A 13,574-nucleotide genomic window follows, 5' to 3' on the forward strand; every position below is an offset into this window, starting at 1 on the left:
AGATCACGCCTTTTTTAGTGTCTATTTTCAAAAACTGAGGATCCGAAAGTGACAATTTACTCATCTCATTAGATAATCGAATCGCTACATTGTAAAAAATAACTACAAGAAATCATGGCAATTATCAGAATGAGCTAAGGACAACGAAGGAACTATGAAGAAAAATGATTTTCAGAAATCAGCTGCCAATCTGAAAAAAGCAGTTCCGTTAATGGTCAAACATCACGTACCGGCGACGCCAGCGAATTATGCTTTGTGGTATACCTATGTGGACCAAACCATCCCTGAGTTAAATGCTGATATGGACGCTATACTCAAAGATTATGAAGTCCTACCACCTGTTAATTCCGCTTCTCTTTATCGAAACCATATTGCTGAAAAAGCAGAAGTGGATCTTCAGGGTTTAAAAGAAAACCTCGAGGCGATTGTGACTGAGATGTCGAGCTCGATGGATGATGCGCTCAATGATACTAGCGAGTTTTCGCAAGCACTCGAACACAGCTTTGATGGCTTGTCCTCAAGTCTGGATGCCGAACGTGCACCGACCCTTGATGAAGTGATGCCTCTTATCAAACAATTAGTCGATGAAGCCAATGACATTAGGCACTCCACAGACTTTATACACGGACAGCTAAAAAACGCCAGCGATGAGATCAGCCGACTCAAATCTGAGTTAGCAAAAGTCCAATGCAACGCCATGTTCGACAGCTTAACCTCGCTGTATAACCGCGGTGCTTTTGATGCTGACTTAACCATGTTTTGCGAAGCCAAGCAGCCGCTAAGTTTGATTTTGTTAGATATCGACCACTTTAAAAAATTTAACGATGAAATGGGACACCTGTTCGGGGACACCATTTTGAAAGGTATCTCTCAGCGTCTGAAGCAAGCTTGTCGCGGCGGCATTACAGCCTATCGATTCGGTGGCGAAGAATTCGCGCTGATTGTACCGAATAAATCACTGCGCGTTGCAAGACAAATGGCAGACGCCCTGCGTTTGGCCGTTGAAAAAATGACCATTAAAGATCGTAAAAACGGCCAAAAGATCGGCAACATTACCGCTTCGTTTGGAGTCGCAGAATTCATAGCAGGTGACAGCTACGCATCGCTGGTTGATCGTGCCGACAAGCAGCTTTACGACGCTAAACGTTCTGGTCGTAACCGAGTGATGCCGTTCTAAAAAAACGCCCCACCGTTAAGGCGGGGCAATACTACCAAAGGAAAATGCGGTAATAATAAACGTGCTAGCGTGAATTAAAATGCGAAGCTGAATCCTAATGTGTAATCATCACCGTTTTTCGCGGTGTACTCTTTATCCTCACTGCAAGCACGTGGTCGTCCTTGCTCATCGCCTTTCACTAGACTAACCCAGTGACGAATTCCCGAAGCGTGACAGTTTTCTGACTGACCAAACGTGGTACATGTTTCCAATTGAATGTCTTCGATTTCTACCAGCTCTAAATTGCCAGTACCTTTACGGCGACCAATCGTAACCTCCAGGTGAGTGCCGCTTTCATCGCGAAGCAAAATACCTTCTGGTGCGCATTTATCACCAAGGTAAGCCACAAAGTGCTTAGCGCGTTTGAGTCCCGTGTGCTCACCATTTTTGAAATACGCCTGTACGTGGCGATAATCAATTTCGTAGCTCACCACGTCCTCGTGTGAACCTTTTTCGAGGGGAAACAGGGTGTCTAGCAGCTGTTTTGCCATCTTTTGTTTTTCCATCTGCTCATCAGCTTTAACCATCTCGACGGCGAACACGGCTTCTGCGATAAAGGTTGAATGGTTCTTATGAAGTTCTGTTTTATCGAATGTCAGCATGTTCATAGTCTGTCCCTCTTACTGCTGCTAGATCCAAATTAGAGTAATTAACCCAAACGGATGTTTAAATTTATATTCGTTTTGTGATTTGTATACTTTGTAGACTAGCGTGTTTTTGACTACAATTTCACAACAAAAATTTTACAATGTGAATTTTACAAAATGCCAGTGTCAAAAAGTCTGATCCGCCAGTCCCATTTTTTGGGCACCAAAGTTCGTAACCTACGAAAACGTAACCACTTAACCATGGAAGATCTGTCTGCGCGTTGTATTCGCGTCAACCCAGAGTACGCGCCTTCCGTCTCTTACCTGTCGATGATTGAACGTGGAAAACGCGTCCCTAGCATCGATATGCTGGAGGTGATCGCCGAAGTATTTCAAAAGGATCCCGCTTGGTTTCTCGACAATGAACCCGAGCCAGATGAAATTACCCCGGTAAAAGGAAATCGCGGCGGAATAAGTGGTATGGCACTTGAGCCAAGCTTTTTGTTCTCCAATGACATTTTGCAGATCGCCATTCCCGAAATGCTCTCGCAAACCGGGATCACGGGTCGTCAATTTGCTCACTTGTTAATACGCGCGCATCAGGAAAGTTTGCAGAACCATTTCCCCGATCTTGAACGTGCCGCAGAAGACGTTGGCTTGAAACGACTCAATCTCTCGATTGAAGATCTCATCGATATTGCGAGCGATTTAGGGCTGCGCGTGCAATGGGTAAACCGGACTCCCAAAGATGTGGTGGACGAACTTGGGGTGAACGCCAAGCAGCTGGTGACATCATTTTTCGAGCCACCCGGCACCATCTACCTCAACGAAATCCTGAAAGCCTACCCAACACGTCTAAAGTACGATTTGGCGGTGTATATTGGTCACCGTATCCTGCATCGCGATGAAGGCTTAAAAAGCGTACTCAGCGTCGGCAATCAAAATACCTGGGACGACAGTGCGGCTCATCAGTCTTCTTCAGCACTCAACTCACAGGACATCCTTCAAGCATGGCGCGATTTTGAATCCAGCTTCTTTGCAGGGGCACTACTGTGCCCCAAGGTACCCTTTCGACAACTGCTCGACCGAAGCGGCTATGAGATTGATGTTCATAAACGAGTCGGCGTGTCACCTTCGGTAGCAATGCGTCGTATGACCGTCGTGTCGCCATATCCCCACTGGCACTATTTCGATGCTTATGGCCCAGGGAAACTCAAGGCCGTCTATCGCGGAAATGGTATTCCGCTTCCGTGGGGAAATATGCGGATGGTTAATGACCCCTGTCAGCACTGGGCGGTATTCAGAAGGTTGTCTGAGCCACAGAATGGTTCATCGGCGCAAATATCGATATTGAATGTCGGTGATGAACCAAGGATCTATTGTTGTGAGTCCATCAACATGACCGATCCTGCGGGTAACAATCGAGTGCTATGTGCAGGTATCGATCTCAATCCAGCGATAGATGCGCAAGGCGGTAATGCATTAGAAATCGCTAGCGAACTTAAGCGTTCATGCGTTGAAGGTGGTGGTAGTGTCACCATTCCGCGTCATATCAAAAAAGATCTGCAAACGGTCGCCAAGATACTCAATATCAACTGGGTAGAACGTGGTATTGAAGGCGATGCTCGATTAATCTGCTCTCGAGGTGCTGTTTGTCCGCGTAAACCAAGTTGTTATGAAGGTTGTAAGGATGACGCAAATCAGACACTGGGAGACATTGTTTAACACGCACAAGACCTAGCAAGCGAAAAATTGATGCAATGAAAGGGGAATCTAAATTAGGTGAAGAATAGGCTTGGAAAGAGCCTTTTCTGAATCCAGAAAGAAAAAAAGCCAGCCACAAAATCTGTGTGACTGGCTATATACAAGTGTGAACAAAATAGGTTCACTAACAACGTCAGTTGGCTAGGTGACCCTCGGCTTAAAAAGGGTCACTTTTATTAATGCAGTATGCGTGCCAACTTTTTAAAGTCTCTTTTTAATTGATTTTGACTAGATCTACACCAATTTTATGTAAATAGCGTTCATATGGCATTTGCAAAATGCAAATTTAAATGCATTTTGCAATCACAGCGCTTCTCATAGTAGGAATATTGATAAAACACGCACCCTACAAGCGTTATCTGTTGCATAAATGAAGGCATGAAAGAATTAAGTTGTCGTTAAGCCAGTTCGATTAAAGACACCCAACACACAACCTTCCAAACGTCAGCAATTGTCCGATTCTAAATTGAGCAACCTAAGTTTTCGCTCCACACCACCCGCGTAACCAGACAACTTTCCATTTTTACCCACCACTCGGTGACATGGCACCACAATAGAGAGTGGGTTTTTACCATTCGCCGTCCCAACCGCTCTCACTGCTTTTGGGTTACCCACTCGATTGGCTAACTCTTGATAGCTGATCGCTTCTCCATACGGAATCTCGCAAAGAGCTTGCCAAACCTTGCGTTGAAATTCAGTCCCTATGGCAGCTAGCGGCAAAGTAAACGCTTGACGCTCACCAGCTAAATACTCCTTTAGCTCAGTTTCTGCTTGTCTCAGCAATGGATAGCTTGGGTTGTACTCCCCAAGTTCATCAGGACAAGTTGTATGCTGCTCAAACCAAATGCCCAATAAGCCTTCACTACTTGCTTGCACAGTAATAGGCCCTAGCTCACTTATGAGCACAGTGTAATAATTCATGAGAAATGGCTCCAACAGTGAAGAGTGGCATAGCTGCCCCATGGTGCAGTATGCTCTGCATTGACTTCGTTATGATCAATCAAATATTTTTTAACAATAAGATCTGAGCTAAGTAGCAAATCTGGGGAGGATAAGCCGCGCATTTTTGCATAATTGACGGTCCATGGCCCGATGCCTTTTAGCGACAACCAATTATCAGGATGATCGTCTGGGTGTTCGCCTAGATGGCAGGCAAGTCGCGATAAGGTTTCTTTCCTGCTTTCGGGCATTCGCAAAAAACTCAGGTCTTTTCCTGCGACATGGTCAGGGGTCGGAAACACTCGCTGGCCTGAAAGGCGCTGATCCATAGTCTCAGTCAAAAGATTGAGCTGACCTATCGCGGCCTTCACAGATACCTGCTGTCCAAGCACCGCCCGTGCGCCCGCCTCCCAAGCCGACCAAACTCCAGGCAATCTAAGACCAGGCTTTAAAATAAGCCCCTCATCAACAGCGTTTAGGTGAGACTCGACAGCAGTAATGTCAGTATCAAGATCGAATACACGCTTAATACCACTTAACAAACTTGCCAACTGGGTGACCTGCTCTAGTTCAAACTCGACTTTGACCGTCTGCTCCCCGTTTAGGTCTGCACACAATCGAAACCAACCTAGCGTCCCATCGATATCAACGTAGCGCTCATAGCTTTGATCGGTGATACGCTCAACGCCGCTGATCGCACGTTTTTGAAGGAAACTGAGCATTGCAGACCAATCATATGCGCCTCGATAGGCCAGATAGACTTCGTTGCGAGCAGTGACTTTGCCGTCTCCGCGACGCAATTCCGATGGGGTTAACTTAAGCGTCTTCTTAAATGCATCATTAAAACGCCTTACACTATTAAAGCCGCAGGCAAAGCCAATATCCGAGATCGATAAATGGCTATGATGGAGAAGCTGCTTAGCAAACATTAATTGATGGTACTGGGCGTATTTCTTAGGTGACAAACCAAGATGCTCTTGAAATAGCTGGCGTAGATATCGGCTACTAATACCTAAACGATCGCTGAGTGTCTCACAACTCGATTGATTCAGCGCCCCTTGCTCAATAAGTGTCAAAGCACGGCGAAAGCTGGTTTCCGCGCCAAGCCAAGCCCATGAATTGGGAGCACTCTCTGGACGACAACGCAAACACGGACGATACCCCGCCTCAAGTGCAGCATGAGCGTGCTGAAAATAACTCACGTTGTGCTCTTTCGCCAGATTAGCAGGACAAATCGGCCGACAAAATATGCCTGTGGTTTTTACACCAACAAAAAACACGCCATCAAAACGTACATCACGCGCTAGCCTCGCCTGCTGGTACTGTTCGTTGGTCATTGAGATTACTGCCACTGCGTCGCCCCGCTCTTTTTGTCATTAGTGTCCAGTGTAAACCAAGAACGCTCAGTGACTAGCCATTTTCGGAACTCAACATAAGGTAATTTTCGCAAGGAAAGCTTCATCACATTGTCATCTAACTTTCAAATTTTCACGTGAAAGTAACGACTTACTAAATGCTTAAATTAATCGTCTGGCAAAATTTCAAAAAACGCCAAAGCTCTGTCTATACTGAGGCAGAGTTTGATGATAAACGTCATTTTATGAGGGTGGCTATGTCTAATGTAGATTTTCGTCTTGGAAAGAAACCATTCTACGACAACAAACGGTTTCGACGTGGGTTTGCAAAATCCGGAGACTTTACTATCGCTGAAGAGGAAATATTGATCCGCTTCGGGGATACAATGAACTTACTTGAAGGTGGCGAACTCGCTCCTGAATCTGAAGAGGAGCGCCATTTTCTGCAAGCTGTCGCCGATGAACAGCAAGCGGAAAGCAAGCTTGAGAAAACTTGGATCAAGTACATCCATCTAGCTCGAGACCGGAAGAAGTTCCATACTCTAAATGGGAAACAGGCAGCCGCAACCGAAAGCGTCGAGGATGAGTCTGATTATAATGATAGCAATGACGATATTGGCAATGACATCGTCGATGATGAGGCTCGCTCAGGCGACTAAATCTCAGTTTCGCGAACAACGGATCGTCTGAAGACTTTAGCCCAATTTGGAAATTGGGCTATAACTGATATTCGTAAGCTAAAAGCTAAGTGTCTAAGCTGGAGTCAACTTCCATTCAATGACGGATCGTGATTTGGGAATTCGACAACAATTACAGTAATAGCTTACATTGCCACACGCTTTCATGGCATCCAGCTTTGTGTCGCAATCAGGACAAAATGGCGTTTTATTGAAGCTCACCTGACACTGAGTGCAAGTGCGACCTTCCTCATTTTTCACTTCAATCTTGCATGTTGGGCAGGCCAACGTTAGTGCTTGAATCGCTGCGTGATCCATGTTCTACCTTTTACTTAGCGCTTCTCTCAACCTGTTCAAGAAGGCAAACAACTACAGATAGCTCAGTATAATTCCTCACCGACTTTGATGACAAAACCATCAAGCACTGACAATTGAAGTTGTAAATAGGTCAGGCTGGCAACTATTAAATACGTTGGTTCATCAGCTTCACCCATAGGCATTGTTCTAGCTAACGTTGATTAGACTAATATTGATTTAACACAGTTTTATCGATTGCCACCCCAGAAATGAGAGTAAGAGTCATTTACAATTTATAGCGATAAAGATGCCTATATACTGCGGGTAAGGAGAACACCATGACCACAGCCATCACTCAATGGTTAGCACGAGATCCGGATTCAAAAACTCGTCAAGAGCTTCAACAGCTTATCGATAGCAACAGTCAGCAAGAACTGAAAGATAGATTCAGTACACGTCTAGCTTTTGGTACCGCAGGACTCAGAGGCAAAGTCGGCGCCGGTCCCAACCGAATGAATCGACTCGTCATCCAAGAAACCGCAACAGGGCTTGGGCAATATCTGCTTGAGCAAATAGATAATGCGGACACGCGAGGCGTTATCGTCGGCTATGATGGTCGAATCGATTCAAAACAGTTTGCTCACGATACCGCTAGCGTGCTTACCGCTATGGGAATTAAGGTCTATTTGACCAGCCAAGTGGCGGCAACGCCGATTGTCGCTTTTGGTGTGAAAAAATTTAACGCCGCCGCAGCAGTCGTCGTCACAGCGAGCCACAATCCGCCAGAATATAACGGTTTCAAAGTCTATTGGGAAAATGGCGCACAAATCATTCCGCCCCATGACGCGGGCATCGCTAGTAAAATTGACCAAGCCACGACCAAACCACTCACTTTATTGCCTCTAGAGCAAGCGAGCGAACAAGGCCTGTTGGAATGGCTAAAAGAAGACTACTACCAATCTTATCGCAGTGCGATGAATGGTAACCCACTACTTAAACGTAGCAATAACACTGACGTTTCCATTGTCTACACCGCAATGCATGGTGTGGGTGCCGAGATGGCAGAAACTTTACTCGCTGATGCCGGATTTGACCACGTCGCTAGCGTTACAGAGCAGCGAGAGCCTGATGGTACCTTCCCTACCGTCAACTTCCCAAATCCAGAAGAGGCGGGCGCTATGGATAGGGTGATGGCACTTGGCAAAGCCCACAACGCGGATATCGCCTGTGCGAATGACCCAGACGCTGATCGCTTCGCCGCCGCAGTAAAGCGCGAGGATAACGAGTATCAAATGTTAACTGGTGACCAAGTCGGGGCGCTGTTTGCCGATTACCTATTGGAAAATCAGCCAAATGCGCTGGTTGGCAATACGATTGTGTCTTCCAGACTATTGAGTGCGATAGCCAAAAAGCACGGCGCGCAATACTATCAAACACTCACCGGTTTTAAATGGCTCACCAACATCGCTATGGAGCAGCAAAGCAAAGCCCATCCGTTCCTATTCGCCTATGAGGAAGCACTAGGCTATACCATCGGAAATCAAGTTTGGGATAAAGATGGTCTGTCTGCACTGGTTGCCTTTGCCCAGCTAACAGGCGAGCTAAAAGCACAGGGCAAAACTATCTGGGACAAGCTCGAAGCCTTGTATCGACAACATGGCTTCTACTGCAATGTGCAGCGCAGTATTGCGCTCGACCCGAATTCGCCACCTATCAGTGACCAGTTACGGAAGCAACCACCAACCCAGATTGCAGGGCAAATGGTCACCGTGACTGAGGATCTTAAGTCTTCAACACGCTTGTTAGCCAACGGTACGACTGAGCACATCAATTTACCTGCCAGTGATGTACTTATTTACATCCTTGAGGATAAATCGCGTGTTATCGTGCGCCCTTCTGGCACCGAGCCTAAATTGAAGTGTTATTACGAAGTGATCAGTGACTTTCCTGATACGATGAGTTACGAGGAAGCGAGTAAGACGGCGGAAGAAAAAATGGCTGCGCTCATTACTGCGCACCAGCAAAGTCTATAGAGACAAAAAAAGGAGTGAGCAATCACTCCCCTTAGACTTTTGTTAGAATCAGATATTCATAAAAGTGTCTAGCTTAACGCTATTAATGCACATAGAAGATTCTCACGCTTAGTACCTAAAACGACGGATCTGACTATTCAATTCAGTCGTGTTCAACGTGATGGCTTCAGCTAAGGTTTGCAGTTCATTGTTAACACTTCGCATGTCTGCTGCGCTGGAATCAAGCTCGCGCATATCCCCCGCAACGGTATTACTCACATTAGACTGCTCTCACAAGCACTCGCGACAGAATCAACCATGGCGTTGATGCTGGTTACCGCTTCAATGGCAGCGTTTAGAGCCAAAAGATTAGTCACAAAAATCACCTTACCAAACCTGGTTAAATTTCACCCAACCAACATAAATATGCGAGGCACTTCAACTATTGATCAAGAAGCGCCCCGACGAATAATGGTCAATATTGAGACGAATCTGGCTCGGTCTCAGGTGACACATCGTCATTTTCTTCATCTACCCACTTCATGAATACCTGATATCCCGCAGTCAAAAACGCCGCACCGATAAACATGCCGAGAATGCCGCCAGACATCATACCGCCAATGGCGCCAATGAGTACCACAGGCATAGGGACACTTAAACCTCGCCCAAGCACCATAGGTTTAAGTATGTTGTCCACTAAACTAGCAGCGATAATCAAGACAGAGAAGATAGTGTTATGCATGGTCGAACCATCGGTACTCGACCACAACATCGCGACAGCAACAATGGCAATAATGGTGACAGGCAATTGAGTGATCGCAAAAACTAAAGCAATGACCGTTAAAAACGCCGCAGCAGGCACACCAGCAAGTGCGATGACTGCACCAAAAATGGTTGCTGTTAGGAAAGCAATACCGATAACACCTACCGCCACTTGGCGAATGGTTGCCGTGGTCAAATGATGTAGCTCAGGCCCTTTGTGTTCATCGGAAAAGCTATTGAAAATCCGGCGCATCGCTTTTGTGCCATCTTCTGCCCAAGCGAGCATAATACCAGCGATGATCACCGCACCAATCAACATAAAGACACTCCCCGCGGCACCGCTGGCTTTATCAACAAACCAGGCAGATGCATTTTTAAGCTGTGGCTGATACTTATCGATAAAGTTCGGCAAGTCTCTCGCCGCCTCATTCCACGCCGTATAAGCATCTTCACCAACTAGTGGCCAATCCTTCACCTTTTGAGGAGGCGCTGGAATATGAAGATCACCTTGCTCATAACTTTGGTAGGTCTGCAGAGTTTTTACCGCGATTGAATTGCCCACCAAAGCGACAGGTGTACCTAGTACCAACACCCCTATCAAAGCGATGGCAATTGAGCTTCGTTTGGTTGTCCAACCAAACTTAGTCTTTAAGAAATTGCGCACTGGAAACAGAGCAATCGCAAGAACCAGCGCCCAAAGCAAAATGGGCAGAAAAGGAGCGAATGCCCACCAGCACATCAATACAATGAAGGTGATAGTAGAAAAACGTATTAGGGATGCCGTAAAGGCTTGGGATAAGGCTTGCTTAAGATTGTCCTTGTCGTTGTTCACGTAACACTCCATGTGCTAAAGAAAAGTATCAAACTCGTCGCTTTAAACAAGCGACTTCCTTTGAACTATAGTCCATGATAAATAGCCAACAAGCATACGATAACTATGCAACAACATTTCTCGTAAACGCCCGTAAAAATGAAACTCGACCCAAATCACATTTAACTGAAGAAAGTAGAAATATTACTAACCGTACGTTACCTAGAACTGGTAGATTTGGTCATATTAAAACGACGTTTCAAATAAATTCATACCACCTATTCATTTTGCATAGTCGGTACTAAAGAAAAGCGCAGAACAAATGTTAATGGGCTTAAATTCCGTACCTATATCACTTGCATTGATACAGCTAACCAACTGTAAAATATGAATTTAGACTCACAAAACTTAGTAAAACGGGTTAAACCGGTTACTCTCAAGCTGGGTATTTGACTATGAACCAATACAAAATAGCGATCATCGGCGAATGCATGGTGGAGCTACAACGCAAAGAAGATCTACTGAAGCAAAGTTTCGGTGGTGATACATTGAACACGGCGCTGTACCTTTCTCGCTTGACGAAAAATTACAACATTTCAGTAAGCTACATTACCGCACTAGGCAACGACCCTTTCTCATCTGAAATGCTTAAAGCGTGGTTGGACGAAGGTATCGATACCGACCAAGTGTTGCGCCTAAACGACAAAATGCCCGGCCTTTACCACATCGAAACAGATGAAACTGGCGAGCGCACCTTCTTCTACTGGCGCAGCGACGCAGCAGCCAAGTTCGTGTTTGATCAACCAGAAAGCCAATCTCTTGTTGAATCGTTAATGGATTACGATGCGGTTTACCTAAGCGGCATTACCTTGGCTATTTTGACCGACTCTGGACGTGACACTCTGTTTAGCTTCCTAGAGAAATTCAAAGCCAAAGGCGGCAGCGTCTTCTTTGACAACAACTATCGTCCCAAGCTTTGGGCGAACCGTGATATCGCTCAGCGCACGTACCTTGCGATGCTTGGTTTTACCGACACCGCACTGCTTACCTTCGAAGATGACCAAGACTTGTTTGGCGACACATGCCTAGAAGATTGCATCGAGCGCACTCAAAACGCTGGTGTCAGCGAAATTGCCATTAAACGTGGTGCAAAAGAGTGTCTAGTACTTAGCGAAGGTCACGCAGAGTATGTCGCACCGAAGCCAGTCGACTCCGTGATTGATACCACAGCCGCAGGTGACTCATTCAGCGCAGGTTATCTTGCTAAGCGACTAACCGGTGGCGACGCGTTTAACTCAGCCGCAATGGGGCACAAAGTAGCAGGCACAGTAATTCAATACCGCGGTGCTATTATTCCTAACACAGCAACGCCAACTCTTGATTAGTAGGACAAAGACAAATGACAACCCTAAACGAACAGCTAGCAAGCCTTAAAGTAATTCCTGTAATTGCCATCAACAAAGTTGAAGATGCTATTCCTCTAGGTAAAGCACTCGTAGACAACGGCATGCCATGTGCAGAAATCACGTTCCGTACCGAATGTGCAGCCGACGCGATTGCAGCGATGCGTCAAGCGTACCCAGAGATGCTGATTGGCGCAGGTACCGTTCTTACTAACGAGCAAGTCGATCAAGCGATTGAAGCAGGCGTTGATTTTATCGTAAGCCCAGGCTTCAACCCACGCACCGTTCAATACTGCATCGACAAAAACGTACCCATCGTACCGGGTGTTAATAACCCAAGCCTAGTTGAGCAAGCGATGGAAATGGGCCTGCGTACATTGAAGTTCTTCCCAGCAGAGCCATCTGGTGGTGTGGGTATGCTAAAAGCGCTGACAGCTGTGTATCCTGTGAAATTTATGCCAACAGGTGGTGTAAGCCTGAAGAATGTCGATGACTACCTATCTATCAAGTCTGTATTGGCATGTGGCGGCACTTGGATGGTTCCAACGAACCTTATCGACGAAGGTCGTTGGGAAGAGCTTGGTCAGTTGGTGAAAGACGCGGTTGCTCACGTTAACTAATTACACCCGAATGAAGGTTATGGCCTCGCGATTTAGTTCGCGGGGCTTTTTTGTTTTAATGTCAACCAAAGAGACGGCCTGTTAGGCGCTTACCATTCTTGAATATCATCGCGCTTGTTCTCGACTTTTATGGTTTGCATGCATTGGCACCGAAAGATCGCGAAACCGCCCCCAATTTAGAAACTCTTTTTCGAACCTTCAATCACTTAGCAAGCACATCGTTCAAATGTGTCTTTAACGAGTGATTAACTCTATTTATGCTCACGGTAATTCGCGATGAACCAAAAAAAAGCCAGTGATAACACTGGCTGGCAAAGTCCCGATATAGACATCAAGACAAACAACAAAAGAATAATAAACATGTAGTGCTGCTATGACTCTAAGTAACCTCGCTAACAAGGGTTCTCGAGGTTACTTGAATCTGAGTCGCGTCAATCAATCAAAGTGCGAACGTATTCAGCAATTTCTGACACTTGGCAATTTGCAAAGAAACACTCTTGGAACTGCGCACTGCCAACCGCTTGCTTAACTAGGTCTTGATCAATCGCTTTTAGTGACGCTACAACGTCTTTACAAACAGCAGCTTTAACTTCGCTAAGAATGGCCGCATTACGTTGCTGAGGTTCAGCACGCTCAATTGGGTAACCTTCGCCACGTGCACCAGTAAACGCTTTTTCGAAGATGTAACGAACGTTTAGCTCCCCAGCCCAACCAAAACCTTTCGCAAATGCCAATGAAATCGCATTACCGTTGTTAATTTGGTTGAAAAGGAATGCATCTGATGGCTCTAAGCAGTAACCACATACCACGCCAGGGTGAAGGTTACTCGCCATCAACGCACCTTGACCTGTACCACAACCAGTCACGACAAAGTCCACCGCTTTTGAGTTCAAAAGAATGCTCGCCATGATACCAAGGTGAATATAAGTAAGGTGATGGTCATTCTCATCAGTCATACCAACATTAAAAACATCATGACCTAGGCCACCAGCTACTAAGTTTAGCTCTGAAGCAACCATTGCATTTTTCGGTGCTTGGCTGTTTTCCATCATTAGTGCAATTTTCATAACGTATCTCCAGCGACTTTTGTCGCCCAAATTCTAAATTTCTTACCAAATAACTGATTCGTTC

At 45.8% G+C, this 13,574-nt stretch carries 13 protein-coding genes; 6 read left to right on the forward strand and 7 right to left on the reverse strand.

What is annotated here, in order from left to right; all coding sequences use genetic code 11:
* Positions 1 to 154 precede the first annotated feature (154 nt).
* Positions 155 to 1,177: a GGDEF domain-containing protein gene (locus ACJB0T_RS14805; protein ID WP_479294306.1), complete on the forward strand. Its 1,023-nt coding sequence runs from the start codon at positions 155 to 157 to the stop codon at positions 1,175 to 1,177.
* 74 nt (positions 1,178 to 1,251) lie between these two features.
* Here ACJB0T_RS14805 and ACJB0T_RS14810 read toward each other — a convergent pair whose 3' ends face one another.
* Complete coding sequence (locus tag ACJB0T_RS14810; protein ID WP_042502951.1) at positions 1,252 to 1,824, reverse strand: aldolase/citrate lyase/malate synthase family protein; 573 nt, start codon at positions 1,822 to 1,824, stop codon at positions 1,252 to 1,254.
* Positions 1,825 to 1,980: 156 nt separating this feature from the next.
* On the opposite strand from ACJB0T_RS14810, the gene ACJB0T_RS14815 reads away from it, so the two are divergent.
* Positions 1,981 to 3,528 (forward strand): DUF3612 domain-containing protein, encoded by a 1,548-nt coding sequence (locus ACJB0T_RS14815; RefSeq protein WP_479294308.1) that lies wholly within the window; start codon positions 1,981 to 1,983, stop codon positions 3,526 to 3,528.
* A 483-nt stretch (positions 3,529 to 4,011) separates the two neighbouring features.
* Here the strand turns inward: ACJB0T_RS14815 and ACJB0T_RS14820 are convergent, their stop codons facing one another.
* Both ACJB0T_RS14820 and ACJB0T_RS14825 read right to left on the reverse strand, forming a co-directional pair.
* Positions 4,012 to 4,488: a methylated-DNA--[protein]-cysteine S-methyltransferase gene (locus ACJB0T_RS14820; RefSeq protein WP_479294310.1), complete on the reverse strand. Its 477-nt coding sequence runs from the start codon at positions 4,486 to 4,488 to the stop codon at positions 4,012 to 4,014.
* On the reverse strand, positions 4,485 to 5,843 hold the full coding sequence (locus ACJB0T_RS14825) for a DNA-3-methyladenine glycosylase 2 family protein (RefSeq protein ID WP_479294591.1): 1,359 nt from the start codon (positions 5,841 to 5,843) through the stop codon (positions 4,485 to 4,487). Before ACJB0T_RS14825 ends, ACJB0T_RS14820 begins: the two co-directional genes overlap by 4 nt.
* A 275-nt stretch (positions 5,844 to 6,118) precedes the next feature.
* Between ACJB0T_RS14825 and ACJB0T_RS14830 the strand changes: the two genes are divergently transcribed.
* The gene (locus tag ACJB0T_RS14830) at positions 6,119 to 6,520 is read left to right on the forward strand and encodes a MaoP family protein (RefSeq protein WP_479294312.1); all 402 of its coding nucleotides are present in this window, start codon (positions 6,119 to 6,121) and stop codon (positions 6,518 to 6,520) included.
* Between the two features lie 93 nt (positions 6,521 to 6,613).
* Here the strand turns inward: ACJB0T_RS14830 and ACJB0T_RS14835 are convergent, their stop codons facing one another.
* Positions 6,614 to 6,856 carry a YfgJ family double zinc ribbon protein gene (locus ACJB0T_RS14835; protein WP_479294314.1) on the reverse strand — a complete coding sequence of 81 codons (243 nt, stop codon included), beginning with the start codon at positions 6,854 to 6,856 and terminating at the stop codon, positions 6,614 to 6,616.
* 317 nt (positions 6,857 to 7,173) lie between these two features.
* Here ACJB0T_RS14835 and ACJB0T_RS14840 point away from each other — a divergent pair, with 317 nt between their 5' ends.
* Positions 7,174 to 8,868: a phospho-sugar mutase gene (locus ACJB0T_RS14840; RefSeq protein WP_479294316.1), complete on the forward strand. Its 1,695-nt coding sequence runs from the start codon at positions 7,174 to 7,176 to the stop codon at positions 8,866 to 8,868.
* Between the two features lie 108 nt (positions 8,869 to 8,976).
* Here the strand turns inward: ACJB0T_RS14840 and ACJB0T_RS14845 are convergent, their stop codons facing one another.
* Both ACJB0T_RS14845 and ACJB0T_RS14850 read right to left on the reverse strand, forming a co-directional pair.
* Complete coding sequence (locus tag ACJB0T_RS14845; protein ID WP_479294318.1) at positions 8,977 to 9,126, reverse strand: hypothetical protein; 150 nt, start codon at positions 9,124 to 9,126, stop codon at positions 8,977 to 8,979.
* 196 nt (positions 9,127 to 9,322) lie between these two features.
* A complete protein-coding gene (locus ACJB0T_RS14850) occupies positions 9,323 to 10,441 on the reverse strand; it encodes an AI-2E family transporter (protein ID WP_479294320.1) in 1,119 nt (372 codons plus the stop codon).
* A gap of 434 nt (positions 10,442 to 10,875) precedes the next feature.
* Here ACJB0T_RS14850 and kdgK point away from each other — a divergent pair, with 434 nt between their 5' ends.
* Together kdgK and ACJB0T_RS14860 are read left to right on the forward strand one after the other, a co-directional pair.
* Positions 10,876 to 11,805: a 2-dehydro-3-deoxygluconokinase gene (gene kdgK / locus ACJB0T_RS14855; protein ID WP_479294322.1), complete on the forward strand. Its 930-nt coding sequence runs from the start codon at positions 10,876 to 10,878 to the stop codon at positions 11,803 to 11,805.
* Between the two features lie 14 nt (positions 11,806 to 11,819).
* Entirely contained in the window at positions 11,820 to 12,443 is a 624-nt protein-coding gene (locus tag ACJB0T_RS14860; protein ID WP_456055216.1) for a bifunctional 4-hydroxy-2-oxoglutarate aldolase/2-dehydro-3-deoxy-phosphogluconate aldolase, read from the forward strand.
* 431 nt (positions 12,444 to 12,874) lie between these two features.
* Here the strand turns inward: ACJB0T_RS14860 and ACJB0T_RS14865 are convergent, their stop codons facing one another.
* Positions 12,875 to 13,510, reverse strand: a complete 636-nt coding sequence (locus tag ACJB0T_RS14865) for an RpiB/LacA/LacB family sugar-phosphate isomerase (protein WP_479294324.1) — start codon at positions 13,508 to 13,510, stop codon at positions 12,875 to 12,877.
* Positions 13,511 to 13,574 lie beyond the last annotated feature (64 nt).

The sequence above is a fragment of the Vibrio sp. CB1-5 genome, assembly GCF_059412285.1.

Coding starts and splice junctions, on each gene's coding strand:
- ACJB0T_RS14805 (WP_479294306.1), top strand. CDS start 155: ATGAAGAAAAATGATTTTCAGAAATCAGCTGCCAATCTGAAAAAAGCA.
- ACJB0T_RS14810 (WP_042502951.1), bottom strand. CDS start 1,824: ATGAACATGCTGACATTCGATAAAACAGAACTTCATAAGAACCATTCA.
- ACJB0T_RS14815 (WP_479294308.1), top strand. CDS start 1,981: ATGCCAGTGTCAAAAAGTCTGATCCGCCAGTCCCATTTTTTGGGCACC.
- ACJB0T_RS14820 (WP_479294310.1), bottom strand. CDS start 4,488: ATGAATTATTACACTGTGCTCATAAGTGAGCTAGGGCCTATTACTGTG.
- ACJB0T_RS14825 (WP_479294591.1), bottom strand. CDS start 5,843: ATGACCAACGAACAGTACCAGCAGGCGAGGCTAGCGCGTGATGTACGT.
- ACJB0T_RS14830 (WP_479294312.1), top strand. CDS start 6,119: ATGTCTAATGTAGATTTTCGTCTTGGAAAGAAACCATTCTACGACAAC.
- ACJB0T_RS14835 (WP_479294314.1), bottom strand. CDS start 6,856: ATGGATCACGCAGCGATTCAAGCACTAACGTTGGCCTGCCCAACATGC.
- ACJB0T_RS14840 (WP_479294316.1), top strand. CDS start 7,174: ATGACCACAGCCATCACTCAATGGTTAGCACGAGATCCGGATTCAAAA.
- kdgK (WP_479294322.1), top strand. CDS start 10,876: ATGAACCAATACAAAATAGCGATCATCGGCGAATGCATGGTGGAGCTA.
- ACJB0T_RS14860 (WP_456055216.1), top strand. CDS start 11,820: ATGACAACCCTAAACGAACAGCTAGCAAGCCTTAAAGTAATTCCTGTA.
- ACJB0T_RS14865 (WP_479294324.1), bottom strand. CDS start 13,510: ATGAAAATTGCACTAATGATGGAAAACAGCCAAGCACCGAAAAATGCA.